This is a genomic window from Arthrobacter burdickii (assembly GCF_030433645.1).
Classification (GTDB): Bacteria; Actinomycetota; Actinomycetes; order Actinomycetales; family Micrococcaceae; genus Arthrobacter_D; species Arthrobacter_D burdickii.
This window is the reverse complement of sequence record NZ_JAROCG010000002.1, coordinates 215,990-232,223: the sequence shown is the minus strand read 5'-3', so window position 1 is coordinate 232,223 and position 16,234 is coordinate 215,990. Positions and strand designations below refer to the sequence as shown.

Genomic DNA, 16,234 nt, shown 5'->3' with positions numbered 1-16,234 from the left:
ATGGTGGTTTTCATGGGGTGGCCTTGGTTTTGCGTCCGCGGATGGGGGCGGTCGGGCGCCAGGCCTTGAGCTGGTCATGAGACCGACCAACTTGGGCGGCTCGTTCCTCGAACTGCTGGGAGCAGAAGTCCGCCATGCTCACCCCGTAGGCCGGATCCACCTCCGCATGCCACTGTTTCACCCACGGCAGGACCTCCCCCAGACCCGCAACCAGCGGCACGAGCTGCTCATCGCCGGCCCCGTCCTCAATAAGCTGATCCATCACCGCGGCCAATGCCAGGAACTGCTCCACATGGTTCCAGCCCGCCCAGCCCAGCAGCAGCGTCTGATCCGTGGAACGGTTCGCCTCCGGATAGACGATGAAGCATTCCTTAGGCACATCCAGCTTCCCGCGTGCCTGCCACCAGGACGCTCTCCGGAAGTCCACCGAGGTGTATATCGGCGGCACCGGGATAATCCCGACGTCCTCGCCGCCTTCCTCCCGTCGCTGCAGCTCCCAGGTCTGCTCCCAGGCCTCGCGCTTGCGCAACCCGGAATCCTTCAGCCGCAGGGCCGCCAGATACGGAACAGACTCATCCACGAGGAGCGCGGTGAGTGCCTTGACCACATCCACGTCTCGGCTGCCGTCCCACAGCGACAGGACAGACAGGAAGTCCTCATCGCGGGAGACGACATCTGCGAGCTGACCGACACTCCGTGCGGCCGGCCGGCCCTGCCGGTCCAACCACAGGTTCCGGTCCTCGAGCCGGTCCAGCAGCCAGCCGCGCAGCGCGCGTTCCTGCTGCTTCTCCCACGGCTCCGAGGCCCACCGCCGCTTGTACTCGGGGCGCTCCAGAAGTCGGATCGACGGGTTGGACTCAATCAGATCCAGACGGCGCTGCACCAGCTCCCGATACGCGGCCGGCCAATGCGGGGGAATCTCGGTCACCGGAACCGAGCCGTGACGGTCAAACCACGCCGTATCCGACTCACCACCGTCGATCTGCCGCGCCAGGGCAATCTCAAATGCCCGCTCCCCCAAAGCCACCTCTGGCAGCTCACCGCCCGAATAGGTCAGATCCTCCTCGATCAGCCCGTACAGCCGGTAGACCTCCCAATCCAGTTCTTCTTGTTGAGCAATCATTTGACGGTTCAGCAATCGGAATTGCTCGCGTGCGTCGGCTAGAGTATTAGCCGCAGGAACACCTCTCTGAGCCAAATATTCTGGCAAATGGTCCAACTGACGTTCAGACAACCCGTGCATTCTCTGCGCCGCATCAAGGGGTAGATTTGCGGGCAGTGGTATATCGCTTATATTAGAGCCATTGAACTGGTAAGTGCGGGCCCATGCGTAGTCTGCGGCTCCGCCTTTAGCCTTGCAAACTTGCTTCAACCAAAAGCAGACTGTCGAGGAGTTAAGAACTCCAAGGAGTGCAAGGTGGTCGTCCTCACTTGCCTTTTCGTCGAGCTTGATTATCGGAGAGGTGCTGTTGAAAACTTTGCCGCCCCGGTCTAGCACGAAGTGATTGTGAGTGGCGATTTCGGCTAGAGCGATAGAGAACGGTATTGCGAAACGCTTCTCGAAGAACATTGAATATTCGAACCAGTTGAGGCCACGTTCTATCTGCGTGAGCCCGTACGCCACCCTACTCGAGAGCGGGACCTTAAAGGGCCAAAGAAATTCTGTGACCACCTCGTTTTCTTCCGACTTGAGTGATACAGCATTGTAAGGCCAAAGAGCGATCGTCGGACCGGTGATACTCCAGTCTCGTACAGTGGACCCTTCGACCATCGGCCGCCGGTAGCGACTCGGTATCGCACGCCGCTGAAGCGCTCTGCCACCAATAAGGTAAGCGGAGTCTTCTCGAGTGATGGCACCGAAACCATTTTCGCGGGTAGCCGCAGCTAATTTTCTTGAGCCTTCTACTTCAATGGTTTGTCTCAATTGAGCCGCCCCCCCACCTGCAAGACTCCAAGGGTGGTGCGACAGGATGCCACGAGACAAATCCACTATGTCGACCCAGCGGTTGGAGAATCCTGGATTGTTTATCTCTGAAACGACTGCCTGCCAATACGGGCCGCCTCCGACCGCGCCAACGGCCCGGGTCTCGCGTAGGCCCTTGCTTAACACGGCACGAACTGACGCCCTCACTGGGCGCTGATGCCGCCCAATAAGAATGACCGTAGGCGTGCCGTCAGAATTGTGTCCGGGGATCCATGCCCCTTCAGTGTCAGCGACGAGCCGCAGATCCTGACGGGAAAGGAAGTTTTCGATTAGTTTGGAACCGAACTCGCGTTTCATGAAGGAGTTTGAGGTGATCTGCCCGGTCCAGCCCGCCGGCTGCGACGCCGAGCCGGGTTTGGCCAGTCCGAAGAAGCGCTCCATGAACGGTACGGTCAGCGCATACGTCCCCTTGCACGTGCTGTAACGCTTGCGGTACGCCTCGTTGAGGGTCCTGTCCTTGACTGTGATGTAGGGCGGGTTGCCGACCACAGCGTCGTACTGACCCGGGGCCAGGATGCGCTTGAGCTGCTCCAGGTCCTCCATGGCGTAGGCGAACCCGGACAGCTTCGCGTCCGCGTCGAATCCCTCGAACTGGAACTCGCGCTGGACCTGTCCGTGCAGCAGGGAATCTCCCGCCGCCAAGTGAAACTCAAAGGCCGGCGCCAGTTCCAGCGAGGCCTCGTCACAGGCCTTCAGCGCCGCAATGGTGAGCCGGAACCTAGCGATGGCCACGGCGAACGGGTTCAGGTCGACCCCGTGCACAGCGTCCAGTGCCTTTTGCACCCGGGCCCGCGCATCCAGCCCGGGGGCCTGCCGTGCCCACTCGTTAGTCAGCCTGGTGAACGCGCCGAGCAGAAAGTGCCCGGACCCGCAGGTCGGATCGATCAGCTTGAAGCCCTCCAGGGGCCGCTCCCCTAGGGCCGGGGTCAGCGTCTGCTCCAGAATGAACTCCTCCACGAACTCTGGAGTCTGCAGCAGCGCGAACGTCTTCTTCGCATGCTCGGACAGATCTTGATACAGGTCCCCCAGGAATCGGGTCGACAGCTCCACATCGGCAAGATCGTGGACCGGCCGGCCGGAACCATCGACCTGCCGCCAAAACTCCAGAATTTCCGTGGCCATCCGACCCGAAGGCTGCACCTGCCACAGCGCTGAGTGCTCCCCCACTAGATCACGCGTCGCCGCAAGGTTCTTCAGGTAATCGACCGGCTCGAGCAGCCACTCCCGGTCCGTGAGTTCGGGATGTTCGCGGAAGAACGCGATCTGCCCATCCAGTGCCTCCTGCCTCCGGTGCCCCGGACCGGAAATCCATACCGGACGCACCAAAGCGTTGTCCTCAGCGAACCGGACGAATACCGTCGTCAGGACCCATGACACTGCCGACTGCGTGATTCGGTCATCCCGCCACGCCACCCACGACGCCGATGTCCGCTGCGCCTCCAGCGCGGACCGGTGCTCATCCTGCCACCGGCTCAGGTTTACCCCATCCCCGGCCAGCCGCTCCCGCAGATCATCCTCCACCCGCAACACCAACCGGCGCAGATCCCCCGTCAACCCCGACGTCGCACTCATTCAAAAACTCCCTCAGCAGATATCGTCTTCAGCAGCTGGCCTGCCTTTGTGTCTACCCATGCATGATCAATGCGGACAAATTGATTGGGGGAAGTTTGGACGGGAACTCCATCCAGCAGCGGCCCTTGGTTGGAAGCCAGCTGCGGGACGACCAGCCAGACGGCCTGCCCACGGGCCACTGCAAGATCGCTGAGCCTGCGAAGAATCTGCGCGTGTCCGTACCGCACCAATGGTGAGGCCTCGGTGAGCAGAACGGGACGCGGCGCTCTGCCGTAGTCGGGTTCCTTCAAGGCTCGTGCGATCGAGTCTTCTACCACAGGCAAAGCGCGGGCAACGATGGCTGCAAGACCGCGACCGCCTCGGCTATCGGCGGGTTCGGCGTCGGCGCGCAGGAGGAGGTCCCACGGCGGCATGGAGGGCTGGTTTGTGAGTCGCTTCATCTCGTCCATGAGTATGCCGGTCAAATCCAGCACCTGGGCGCTGTAGCTGCTCTCAAGAACGGTCACAAGCTTGGGGATACGGTCGGCTGGTGATCCTAAGGTGAGGAAGGAGCGGCGGCGGGCGCTGTCCTCAAGCCGGCGCCCGATCGCACCGCCGCCATCGACGTCCTCCTCGTCCTGAACGACCACTGTCGGAAGGTACGAGTAAAGGCCGGTGGTATCCCCACCTACACTTGGGCTGTAATACCACTGCGACACCTCGTCGAACCGCAGACCAAGTCCCGCCCGCTCTACCAGCTCGTCGAGCCCAGGCCGACGAGGCAGGTCCGGAATTGACGGGAAACGTGCACGGACTCGGTCCTGAATCTCCTTGGCGCTGAGTCGCTCTCCAGCGCTGATACCTCGCAGGGTGAGCGCGAGAGCTTTCGACTGGTCAAGATCGCGCCGGTGGAGTTCGCCGGCGCCGGTCGATGCGGCGGTACGGGAAGACTCTGCAGCAAGTCTGACAAGGCGCAAGCCATCCAAGAGCAGTGGGTTTTCGACGCCTGCAGCTTCTGCGATGCGCCGGAACGAAGCATGCACTCTGTCCGAAGGGACGACATCTTCACCCGGCGTACTTCTGTCTAGGATTGCGTCTGCTTCGCGGCCAAGGGAATCGGCGAGGTCCAGCAGCATGGGCTCACGTGCGATCACGGGAACGGACGCATCGTGGCGCCGGAGTTCCAGAGCGCCCAGCGCCTCCCCAGCACGGATCTGAGCACGCCTCCGATCGACAACGATCCGTAGCAGTCCCTCCGCTAGTCGCCGGGCGACATCCGATCGGAGGTCGTTGCTCGCGCTCTGGCGCAGGAGAGCAGTGGTCAGTTCTTTGCCAGCTGCTACGCCACCCAAACGGGTGAGACGGTCGTCCAGGACGGATTCAAGAGTCCGCAGAATTTCCAGAGAAGCCGAATTTTCGGCCCACGTCTTGTGCAGCGCGTCCAAGAGCTGATTAGCCCTACCCGGAGTGACGGGGACTGGCAGGGCACCCGCAAGCTGGGCCTGAGTGGCGAATGCTTCCGTGTGTCCTTCCCGCCCAAGAATCAGCGAGACCATCTGCTCTCGGCTCGGTGAGCGCTTGGAGGCAACGCTGGCCGTGAGTGCGGCGGCGATGTCCTGCAGGGCAGGGAGGCTGCCCGTTTCGTGTGCCTGCGCTCCGGCCCCGAATCGGTCCCGCCACTGCTTTGCCCGGCTTTTCACCTCACGGCGGGTCGGTTCGGCCACGCCGGACAGGCGGTTCAGGCGAACTGCGTCGACGGCTACGAGGTCACCCACAGTCTTGAGTCCGAATGGCTCCAGTGCGGACAGTGCTCGGGCGGACAACCCGGCTTCTTCGAGGTCCGTTTCGGGTGTGGCCTTTGCGGCGAGCTCGTCGGCATCGTCAGGTGCCGTTGTAGTGCCACGCGTGAAGACACTTCGCCACGACGCCAGCATCTCAGACGCAGTGTGGTGCCGCTGGGTGGCGTCCCGAGCAAGCGACTTTCGGAAGAACTCTACGAGAGATGGAGCAACCGCGGGATCGAAGAGCCGAGGTTCTACCGCAGCCTCGTCCGGAACCGCCGCGGGATTGGCCAATGGATCGCCATAGTATGGGCGGTGCCCTGTGGCCATCTCATAAAGCACAACGGCCGCAGCGTACCGTTCAGCAGCCGTGTCAAAACGGGGACGGACTCCGCCTAGGAAGGGGTCCAAATACGGGGGTGTGCCGGCGTCGAGAGCCGTTGCCGGTGCGCGCGAAAGCGAGAAATCGAAGAGAACCAGGTGCTTGGCTTTGCGACTGTCCTCACGTACGCCCAGGTTGCTGGGCTTGATGTCGCGATGGTCGACCCCCGCCTTATCGAGCGCCGCAATGGTGTCCAAGAGGTCAGTGCCGAATCGTTCCAGGAGGTCGATGGAGAGTCGTCCGCCGCGGTCCCGGATCAGCTCGTCCAGGGTTTGCGAGCCTGCGCTTTCTAACAGCAGCGCGGTGCGACCTCCAAGACTGATTGGACCCTCAACAAGTGCGGCAAAGCGTGCACCCTTGAGGAGAGAGATTACTTCCGCTTCCGCGGCGAGACGAGCGGCCGCTTTGTCATTGAGCGCAAGCTTGAGGACACGCTCAACCTCCAGCCCATCCGGGCCTTCGCTGTCCTTGACCAACAGTCCGAGGGCGGTGGACCCTTTACCCAGCCGCCTGAGGACGGTAAACCTGCCACCGCCGAGCAGCGCACCAGGGACGGCATCGAGTGGGTCAATGTCGGGCTCTGACACTGCGGCGAGAGGAGCGCTGTCCAGAACGTTCAAGAAATCCTGAACCGTGCGCAGGCGCTCCCTCGGGACGGGCCTTGTTGCCTCTAAGACGGCGGCGCGCAGCGCTTTGCCAACCTGTGGGAGGACCGGGGCGATATCCAGACCGCCTTGTTCCCGCAGTCGTTCGGCCAGAGCGACCGCGTTCGCGGCTGGGCGATCTCTAGTCACCAGATAGTAGGTCAGAGCCCCGAGACCGAAGATGTCCAACGCCACCCTGTCTGTGGTGGCCGCACTCCACCTGCCCTCCGGTGCACGGAAGGCATCGGTGAGCCATCCGTCATCGGTCCTATGGGACGCGGAAGTGACGTCGGAGCCGAAAAGCCTCGTGACGCCGTCGTCGCCGGGCAACCCGGTGGCCGCTTCGGCGGCCACTCCCGCCGTCTGCCAATCGCTCACCTGTACCCGGAGTCGGTCCTTGGCGGCCCCTACCCACACAACCTTTGGGGACAGTCCGCGGTGGACGACAGCGTTGCGGTGGGCGTAGTTGATGGCATCCGCTACTTGCCGGATGATGGAAAGCTGGTCTGCCAGCCTGACGCCGTTCGCCTGTTCGGCGACCCACAGGTCGAGGCGCTGCATTGATTCGTTGAAGGGATAGACGAGGCCGACGCCGAGGTCTGATTCGACCATGTCCCGGGGCTTAAGTAGGCCGTCGTGTGACAGGCGGTTCATTACGCGGTACTCGTGTTCTGCTATTTTTCGAGCCCGGGTCTTCTCAGTGCTGCCGGCACCTGGATCCGTTACCTGGAAACGGATGCGCGCGGTGTCCTGCTTAACAACCTGGTGGTACGCTCGCCAGTCCTGCCAGCCGTCGCCTTCATCGAGTGCGCCGTCCTCAATGATCCAGGAGCCGGCCGTGCGTTCGCGGCGTTGGACAAGCCCGATCCGGGTCATAAGGTCAGCAAGGATGATTTCCTGGTTCTGCCCGATCACTCGATCAGAACGTGGCTCCTCCAAGATCAGCTCACTGATGCCAGGCAGGTTTGATTCGCCTGCGCGCTCGTCCAGTCCGTAGAGGTTCAGCGCTGTGGCACCTTGGAGATCACTTACTAGTCCCGGGTGGTGGAGAAAGACTGACTCCTGAACGAAGGGAACGATCTTGCGCTCGTCCTCGATAGTGACGTTCTTTTCCTTGGCCCAGGCACGGAGCTCGTCCTTCAGCTTCGAGCTGAAGCGCTGCGCTTTGCGACGGGCCAGGAGGAGGGGGGATTCCTCCGCGCGACGACCGTCACGAAGCCACTGGGTATCGTTTCCCTTCAGCCGCCCCGAGTAGTACTTCAACTCGATTAGGTGAAGTCGACCGCGGGCAAGAACCAGTGCATCGACTTCGTGCCATCGGCCTTGGCTGTCCAGAAACTCGAAGTTGGTCCATGCACGGAAGGGCGTCGAGTCAGGGAGCTTCGATCTGAGGTACCGCAGGCCCTCGATCTCATGGGAAAACTGCGACGGGCTGACTTCAACCCAGCGTTCCTCCATCACGTTCTGCCCCCTAGGTGGTGGTGCCAAGCAGGTTCCGGAGCAGTACGCGCGCGAGACCTAACCTTTCGATACTAGTGGCTGTTGTGACGTGATCGGCACTTGCCGCCGTCAAGGACGGGTCGTGTCGCTCCGTAGTGTCATTGTCGAAATACATACTCGCCAAGTGGCCACTCGAAGCCAGTGTTGAGCAGCGCTCAGCTGATGTCACCAAACCAGCTTTAAGCCCGGCTCAATCGCACGATCGTATTCGACTATTCTTGGTTGCCATGAAGATCAGTACGGCTCGGTCATGCGGAGTGTGCGGAACGGTAGGAGTCACTTCATGGACTCTTATCGGGCCAGAAGCCACTGTCAGCAGCGACCTCTGCATTGAGCATGCTCGTCCCTTGCGCGAAGTTCTGGAAAGGACGACGAGTACACCGTCTCGAGGAAGACCTTCAGCGGCGAATCCTCCCCGTCGCGTGCCTCGTAAACCGGGTTTTCGAGTGCTGGATTGGACGCCGCCGGACACCGAAACGACGTCGCGCTAACGGTTGCTGCTTAGCTCCTACTGCCTGGGCGATTAGGTGACCGGAGCACGGAGGATCCACTTGTCACGGGGCTGCCGGGGTACGTAGTAAAAGCCACCCCTGCTGGAGGCATCATTCGGCGGCGCGTCCGGGTGATAGTTCACGACTACGTCATTGTCGGCAAGACCTTGGAGCCAGGCTTCGAGCAACCGCTCCTCGACGGGCGACGTATCCAACCCATTCTGTTGTTTGGAGATTGTGCGGAAGCGTTCCATCACAGCGGTCGTCTTGTGGTGAGCGGCGACATCCCAAGGCAAGATGTCACTCACAGTCCTGCGCGTTTCGAGCATGTTTGCTCGATCCATCGCTCGCCATACGGACGACTCCGTCACTTGGTAGGCTTCGCCAATCTCCTTCAGGGTCTTCCCCTGAAGTCGCAACTGTCGAAGGATGTGAGCGGGCGGAAGCTTTCTTACTGCTGGCATTGACTACTGATACCACCTAGAGACCAGCCACGGAAAGTTGGTATGCCGACACGAGCTAGTGGTCGTTCAAATGGGATTCCCGGTCAGAAAGTGTGTGCTTCCTTCCAACGCTCCCCCCATTCCCATTCCGACAACCGCCTCCCTGATTTTCGGTCCGTCGTTCGTGATGGTGAGTCGGCTGATGGGCTGACCGTCGTACGCGATGGCGCAACTCAGTCCAGCGGCGAAACCGAAGGTGAGCGACGGATGACGAGTTCCAGCCCTTTGGCCATGACATTTTATCGGCAGTTCGACACTCCCGCATGTAGCTGTCAGTAAGAAGACTTCGAGCTTTTAGGTCAGGCAGTCGGAGTTGGAGTGTGTCATCGCCCTGCACACAGCTTTAACGGTTCATCTGTCAGTCGACTGACAGATGAACCGGCAGCGCCTCGTCACCGCCACTCGGGATCGGATCCTGCGTCGCTGCACTCACAAATCTCCGGCTCCAACCAGGGAAACCTTCAATTCTGTTCATTGGCATCAAACGGGAGGCCTGGTTCTAGGCCGTTCTTGCGGAGGTAAGCCAACGCTCGCGCGATCGCGTCTATCTTCCGCTTCAGCTCAGCTAGTGCCGGGGATGTTGCATCGGAGAACTCGTCCAGTCGCTCAAATTCGCGCCGTACTTCCATCTCGATCTTCACGAGGGTCCCCCAGAGTGTCGCATCGGGGTCGAGGTGTTGTCGCTGCCGCAGAATCGCGGCGGCAAGCCAGCGTTGGACAACTGCTTCAAGCGTTTCCGCCGTGGTCCCGGGACTTGCAAGGCCATAGGCAATACCGCCACCACCCGCGGTGACGAGGGACCCTGCGGTCAGCAAGCCCCCGATCATCCCGCCGGGCCCGAAGCTGGCTAAAGCGCTGGTGATTACCGCAGCCCCGGTCAAGCCCGCGCCGGCCGCAAGCGCCAGCCCTCCCGTTGCGACAACGATCGCCGCCGCTCCAGCACCCAAGGCTCCCCATTTGACCCAGTTGCGACCGCGGCCACCGCTGAGCACGGCTTGAGCTTCCTTCGCCGCTGTGAAGACATCCGTGCCATACTGACCGCCGAGGCCCAGCTCGGCTGTCAGATCCTTCATTGCTTCCTGCCATTCGTCTCTCGAGATGCCGATCTCGAAAGGTCGGATGACGTTCTCGGCTGCAAGGACCGTCAGCCAGATGACCGCGTCATCCTTCGAGACGTATCTTCCAGGCAGCGGTGTAGGAACGGGCGCATCAGGATCAGCCAAGTCGAAGTCGAGACGAGCCACCTCAGCCGGCAGGGGCCTATGCTTCTCGGCGTTGCGTGTCCTAATGCCTTCCACGGCCGCCGCCTGTACCTGACGAAGTGCTCCGGAGAACTTGTCCTGCTCTTCGCCCTTCAGCCGTCGCTGCAACAGGTAGGCATACCTCAAAGCCAGAAGGGCAACGGTTTCCGATTCGTCCAATGGGATGTCAATTCCATTCTCCACTCGAGCGAGCTCCGTTGATTTGGAGCCGAACAGCGCAAACCCGATTGCTGTGGCGACTGACTCGTGACCCACGTACTCATTTGCAGCGTGCACATGCGGGCTCAACGGCGTGTGAATACGGAAGTCGACCAACCATGGGAACACGGAGGAGACACCTCGATGAGCAGCAACAGGGTCGGTGTCGTTCCAGAAATTCACCCACCATCCAAGGTTCGTCGGAGGCTCTCTAAGCGCTTCACTGATCTTCTCGACGTCGAAGTTACCGTTCGCAAGCGGACTCCCGATGGTCACCATGCCGACGACATTCAATCCGATCGGCAGCCGACGCAGCAGATCCGCGGCAATCACCGAGCCGAGGCTGTGCCCGACGATCACCAGTCGTCCGGATGTCGGGAGCTGGGCCAGAATGCGGGTGAGCACTTGAGCTCGGATATCGATGTTGTTCACGTAGTTGCGCGCCTGGATGAACCACGGAAGCGCAAAAGCAACGTCAACGACGGCATCGGTGCCCGCCCAACCTTTGCCCCCGTTATGACGTCCCAGCCTGAACTCGATGGCACCGATACGGCGCTCGAAGTCCCTCCGGTTTTTCCTCGCGGCGTCACGAGAAGGCTCTTTGATGGTCACCTTCGGCAAGGGGACCTTCTCGTCCAATCCCTTCAGCGCATGCGCGTACTTCGGCACGATCACCTGCCCCGGATCCAGCGCCGGATACCCTAGGCGATCAAAAGCCTTCGTCAGGTGCTCTTGCCATACGTTATCCGGATCGCCGTTACCGACACCATGCAGAAACAGCAGGATAGGTTTCTCCGACAAAGCTGACTCCATCTCTTCTCGCTCCTCTATGTTCGAGGGGCACCATGACCGCTCTGTAACATTAGCTCCCCGTTCGTTCAGCCCCTCACAGACCGGTGACGGACCGACGCACGGTTTCCGGTGGTACCTAACAGTGTTCTTCAGACGCCCGACCAAACGGTGAACGCACTCCCGATTGATGCAGCACTGAACGAATTCGTGGCCGCACCGTAATTTCGTCGTGGCGAACGCGCCGAGGCCTTCATGCGGACGCACCTAATCACGGCGCGAATCGATGCGGGGCAGCCCTCGCCGCGGTAGGTCAACCTCGCGGTTCCTCCTTGTATGACGCAACGCACTCGCCGTACCCTTGGTACTACTTGTCCGTACTGCGTGTACGCCCTCCTCCATTCGCACAGACCTCCCGCAAAGAGAGAAGATTCGCCATGGCAGCCGAATCGCTTCCGAAGTCCCGCGTCCCCCTGTTCGACGGCATGAACCGCATCCCCGGCGGCCTCATGCTGATCCCCCTGATCCTCGGCTCGATCGTCGGGACGTTCGCCCCCGGCTTCCTCGAACTCGGCAGTTTCACCACCGCCCTGTTCGCCGACTCGGCCCTCCCCCTCATCGCCGTCCTGATCTTCGCAACCGGCATGCAGATCACCGCCAAGGCCTCGGGCCCCGTGCTCGCGACCACCGGCGTCGTCCTGCTGTTCAAGACGATCATCCCCGCAGCCCTCGTCGCAGGCCTCGGCCTGCTCGTCGGCGTCGAGGGCATCCTCGGAATCTCGATCCTCGCCCTCCTCGCCAGCTTCGACAACAGCAACGGCGGCCTCTGGCTCGCCTTCACCGGCCGCTACGGCGACTACCGCGACCGCGGCGCCTACATGGCCTCCGCCATCAACGACGGCCCCTTCTTCACGCTCCTCTTCCTCGGCATCTCGGGCCTTGGCAACATCCCGTTCCTGACCCTCCTCGCCGCCGCCATCCCCCTGATCCTCGGGTTCATCGTCGGCAACCTCGACGCCAAGTGGACCGAGATCATGCGGCCCGTGCCGAACATCGTCATCCCGTTCTTCGCCTTCGCCCTCGGCACCGGCATCGACCTGAGGAACGTCATCACCGGCGGCATCGGCGGCATCTTCGTCGGCATCGCCGCCACCCTCATCACCGGCACCCTGGTCTACATCGGCTACCGGTTCGTCCTCCGCCGCGGCGGGAAGTCCGGCATCGGCATCGCCGCGGCGACCACGGCCGGCAACTCGATCGCCACCCCGGCGATCGTCGCCGCAGCCGACCCATCGTTCGCCCCGTTCGTCGAGGTCGCGACGGCGCAGGTCGCCTCGGCCGTCCTGGTCACCGCGATCTTCGCCCCACTCCTCGCCACCTGGGTGCTCAAGCGCCAGGGGGGCCTGGACACGGACGATGCCGTCGGGGTCCTCCCCACCTCCGCCTCCGAGCTCCCGCCTTCAGGTGATCCGTCCGCACCAACCGACCGCCCCCGCCGGACGCAGGACGACGACCGACCGTGACATCTTCCGCACCCATCGTCGGCATCGCGGCCGACGACGTCACCGGCGCCACCGACTCCGTGGTCCAGTTTTCCCGCAGCGGCTGGTCCTCCCGGCTGCTGTTGGGGGAACTGCTCCCGGATTCGGTGGCACCGGGTAGCGCCCTGGCCGTGAACACCGACGCCCGCGCCATGGACGCCGCCACCGCCCGGCGGGCCACGGCGAGCGCCATCAGGAACCTGGTCAGCGCCGGGGCGGACCACCTGTACCTGAAGATCGACTCCACCATGCGCGGCAGCGTCCCGGCGCAGGTCGCCGGTGCCCTCGACGCGTGGCAGGAACAGCACCCCGGCTGCTTCGCCGTCGTCTGCCCGGCCTACCCGGCGATGGGGCGCACCGTCGAGGACGGTCTGCTGCGCGTCCACGGCGGACCGGTCGAGGACTCCCCCGCGGGCCGCGATCCGGTCACGCCGGTTCCGACGAGCGAGTTCTCGCAGCTCCTGCCCGGCACGACGACGATCAGCCTCAGCGGCTCCGCCGAGCGGGATGCGCAGGCGCTCCGGAACGCGGCGGGTGACGGCGTCGTGGTCGTCAATGCCGCGTCCGACGACGACCTCCGCGCCCTTGCGGCAGCACTCGTCGTCGTCGGTCCGGCGGCGATCCCCGCCGGGTCCGCCGGCCTCGCCGCTGCGCTGGCAACAGCCTGGGCGGAGTCGGGAGCCGTGCGCACTTCCCCGGAACCGGCCCCGGCCGCGCTGGGGCAGCGGATCGTCGTCGTCGTCAGTTCGCTGCACGACGTCGCCCGCGCACAGACCGACCACCTGCGCTCCCAGCTGGAGTCGGTCGACCTGCGCATCGTGCAGCCCGACGAGTCGCTGCTCGACCAGCCGAACCGGCTCGCGCAATGGGCCGCCGGAGAGCTCGAGCTCCCGGAGTCCCTCCCGCGGGTAGTGGTCATCATCTCCCCCGAGGCGGTCGGCGGCTCCGCGACCCTCAGCGGTGCAGCCATCGCCCGCAGCCTCGCGTCCGTGGTGCAGCAGACCCTGTCCCGCGCATCCGTCGGCGCCCTCGTGCTCGTCGGCGGCGACGGAGCCCGCGCCGTCCTCGACGCCACCCGCGCCCAGGCGCTGCGCATCACCGGCGCCATCCAGGAAGGCATCCCGGTCGGCGTCGTCGAAGGCGGCACCGCGGCTGGGAAGATCGTCGTAACGAAAGCCGGCGGCTTCGGGGCCGTCCCCGCCCTGCTCGACACCGTCACCGAACTCACCCGAACCCTCACACACACCCTCGCCCACTCCACGGAGGCATCCTCATGAGCATCCCCACCCTTGCCGTCACCCTCGGCGACGTCGCCGGTATCGGACCGGAGATCACTGCGAAGTCCCTCCTCGGGCACGACGACGTCCGGCAGGAGTGCAGGCCCGTCGTCATCGGGGACGAGGCCGCCATGCGCCAGGGCGTGTCCAACGTGGGCGGCGACCCGGACACGGTCCGCGTGCTGTCCTCGATCGAGGACGCGACGAACGAGCCAGGCATCATCGAGCTCCTGCAGACAGGCCCGTCGCTGGCGGACGTGAAGCTCGGCGAGCTCAGCCCTGCGGCGGGCGACGGTTCCTACCGCTTCGTCGTCGAGGCCTGCCGCCTGGCCGGCGAAGGTCAGGTCCAGGGCATCGTCACCGCGCCGCTCAACAAGGCTGCGATGCACGCCGGCGGGCACAAGTGGCCCGGCCACACGGAGCTGCTCGCGCACGAGTTCGGCGTGGAGAACTTCAGCCTCGTCCTCTCCGCGGGCGACCTGTACTTCTTCCACCTCACCACCCACGTCTCCCTGCGGCAGGCCATCGAGGACGTCACGCCCGAGCGCACCGGCAACGTCATCGAGCTGGTCAGCGCGTTCACCAAGGCCCTCGGCAACCCGGACGAGCCGATCGGCCTCGCCGGACTCAACCCGCACGCCGGCGAGAACCGCCTGTTCGGGAACGAGGACGCGGACATCCTCGCCCCCGCCGTCGCCGCCGCACGCGAGAAGGGCATCAACGTGCACGGGCCCATCCCCGCGGACGCGCTCATCCCCGCCGCGGTGAAGGGCAAGTGGAACATGGTCATCGCCTGCTACCACGACCAGGGCCACGCACCCTTCAAGGCGGTCTACGGCGACGACGGCGTGAACATCACCGTCGGTCTGCCCGTCGTCCGCGTGTCGGTGGACCACGGGACGGCGTTCGATATCGCCGGCCAGGGCATCGCGCGCGAGGCGAGCCTGGTGCTGTCCATGCGGCGGGCCGCTGCCCTGGCACCGGGCTGGGACCACGTGTGGCGGACCGCGCAGAAGAAGTAAGAGCTTCGACGAGTAGCTGGGCGCGGCTGCAGTGATTAGGTCTGCATTGCTGATGGTCCGCATTTAGGATCGAGATCATGGCAAGCGACGAAGACCTGGACCCTCCCGTGCCCAGCTACCTCGAGGGCATCACGCTGAAGCGGGTCCACGACGGTCAGGTCACCGAGGAGCACGACGAGGACTCGTCACCAGCGGACGGCCCAGACAAATAGCTCCTTCTCTGCGGGGCCGGACTCCGGGTTCAGGCTTAGCGAACGCCCCCTGACACCCGGCGGTGCCGTCGTCGTGCCGACACGAACCGAGCCCAGCAGCTGACGTAGTGCTGTGCGCTCCCTTCTAACCCTCCCTTACACCGACGCCCTCGACCATCATCCTGAACCGGAGCAGACCTCATGGCTGGAACAGAAACCCCTGATGCCCCGGCACGTCCGCTGGACTCCGGAAGCAACGATCCGCTGCACCTTCAGCTCCGCGGGCACCTGCGGGCTCAGATCCTGAACCACTCGCTGCCGCCGGGCACCTCGCTGCCCAGTGAGGCGCAGTTGCAGGTGCGGTACGGGGTATCACGGTCCGTGGTGCGGCAGGCCCTGGGTGCGCTGGCTGATGAAGGGCTGATCGAGCGTGGACGCGGGCGCGGCAGCACTGTGGCGCCCCGGCGGGAGCACCACCGATTGGTGCACCAAACGTCGGGGCTCTCGGCGCAGCTCGGGAGCACGGGGGCGAGCGTCGGCACCGAGGTGCTGTCTCTGACCGTGCAGGACGCCGATGCGTCGACGGCGGTCCTCGGGACTCCGCAGGTTCTCTCGCTCGAGCGGCTGCGCACGGCCGACGGTGTTCCTATCGCCGTCATCCACACCTCGCTTCCGGCGCCGGCGTTCTCGGGTCTGACCGCCGAGGACCTGCGGGACGCGTCCCTGCACGCGGTGCTCGGGGAGAAGTTCGGCGTGCAGGTCACCTCCGGCAAACGCCAGATCCGGGCCGTCCCCGGAGACCAGGACCTGCTGCGATTGCTGCAGCTGGAGGCGTCGTCGCCCGTGCTCCTGCTGGAGGGCACGAGCTTCGACCAGGACGGGCGGCCGGTGGAGGTCTTCTCAACCTGGCACCATCCGGACCACGTGGTGTTCGACATCGACATCCAGCGGGAGCCGTCGATTTTAGACGTGCCCTCAGCGTCTTCGTCGCTACCCGCCGACTCCCCCGATTTGGTTGCGGACCGGGCCCGCCAACTCGGCGCCGACCTGCTCCGCTTAGCTGACCAGATTTCCGACCCGGGCCGCTGACTCGACGTCGTCGTCGCCCTCGGCTTCGT

At 63.8% G+C, this 16,234-nt stretch carries 9 protein-coding genes; 5 read left to right on the top strand and 4 right to left on the bottom strand.

Features of this window, described 5'->3' with window-relative positions:
• Positions 1 to 10: 10 nt before the first annotated feature.
• From pglX to P5G52_RS15685, 4 genes are all read right to left on the bottom strand, one after another.
• A complete protein-coding gene (gene pglX / locus P5G52_RS15700; protein ID WP_301229240.1) occupies positions 11 to 3,556 on the bottom strand; it encodes a BREX-2 system adenine-specific DNA-methyltransferase PglX in 3,546 nt (1,181 codons plus the stop codon).
• Positions 3,553 to 7,800 carry a BREX system serine/threonine kinase PglW gene (pglW, locus tag P5G52_RS15695; protein WP_301230151.1) on the bottom strand — a complete coding sequence of 1,416 codons (4,248 nt, stop codon included), beginning with the start codon at positions 7,798 to 7,800 and terminating at the stop codon, positions 3,553 to 3,555. Before pglW ends, pglX begins: the two co-directional genes overlap by 4 nt.
• A gap of 565 nt (positions 7,801 to 8,365) precedes the next feature.
• Positions 8,366 to 8,662, bottom strand: a complete 297-nt coding sequence (locus tag P5G52_RS15690; RefSeq protein WP_301229238.1) for a hypothetical protein — start codon at positions 8,660 to 8,662, stop codon at positions 8,366 to 8,368.
• A gap of 635 nt (positions 8,663 to 9,297) precedes the next feature.
• Positions 9,298 to 11,109, bottom strand: a complete 1,812-nt coding sequence (locus tag P5G52_RS15685) for an alpha/beta hydrolase family protein (protein WP_301229236.1) — start codon at positions 11,107 to 11,109, stop codon at positions 9,298 to 9,300.
• Between the two features lie 413 nt (positions 11,110 to 11,522).
• Here P5G52_RS15685 and P5G52_RS15680 point away from each other — a divergent pair, with 413 nt between their 5' ends.
• The 5 genes from P5G52_RS15680 (at position 11,523) to P5G52_RS15660 (ending at position 16,205) form a co-directional block, all read left to right on the top strand.
• Positions 11,523 to 12,608: a 2-keto-3-deoxygluconate permease gene (locus tag P5G52_RS15680; RefSeq protein ID WP_301229234.1), complete on the top strand. Its 1,086-nt coding sequence runs from the start codon at positions 11,523 to 11,525 to the stop codon at positions 12,606 to 12,608.
• Positions 12,605 to 13,903, top strand: coding sequence for a four-carbon acid sugar kinase family protein (locus P5G52_RS15675; RefSeq protein ID WP_301229232.1), 1,299 nt, complete (start codon positions 12,605 to 12,607; stop codon positions 13,901 to 13,903). Before P5G52_RS15680 ends, P5G52_RS15675 begins: the two co-directional genes overlap by 4 nt.
• On the top strand, positions 13,900 to 14,925 hold the full coding sequence (gene pdxA / locus P5G52_RS15670; RefSeq protein ID WP_301229230.1) for a 4-hydroxythreonine-4-phosphate dehydrogenase PdxA: 1,026 nt from the start codon (positions 13,900 to 13,902) through the stop codon (positions 14,923 to 14,925). Before P5G52_RS15675 ends, pdxA begins: the two co-directional genes overlap by 4 nt.
• 77 nt (positions 14,926 to 15,002) lie before the next feature.
• Positions 15,003 to 15,137: a hypothetical protein gene (locus P5G52_RS15665; RefSeq protein ID WP_301229228.1), complete on the top strand. Its 135-nt coding sequence runs from the start codon at positions 15,003 to 15,005 to the stop codon at positions 15,135 to 15,137.
• Between the two features lie 180 nt (positions 15,138 to 15,317).
• Positions 15,318 to 16,205 carry a GntR family transcriptional regulator gene (locus P5G52_RS15660; protein ID WP_301229226.1) on the top strand — a complete coding sequence of 296 codons (888 nt, stop codon included), beginning with the start codon at positions 15,318 to 15,320 and terminating at the stop codon, positions 16,203 to 16,205.
• Positions 16,206 to 16,234: the final 29 nt, after the last annotated feature.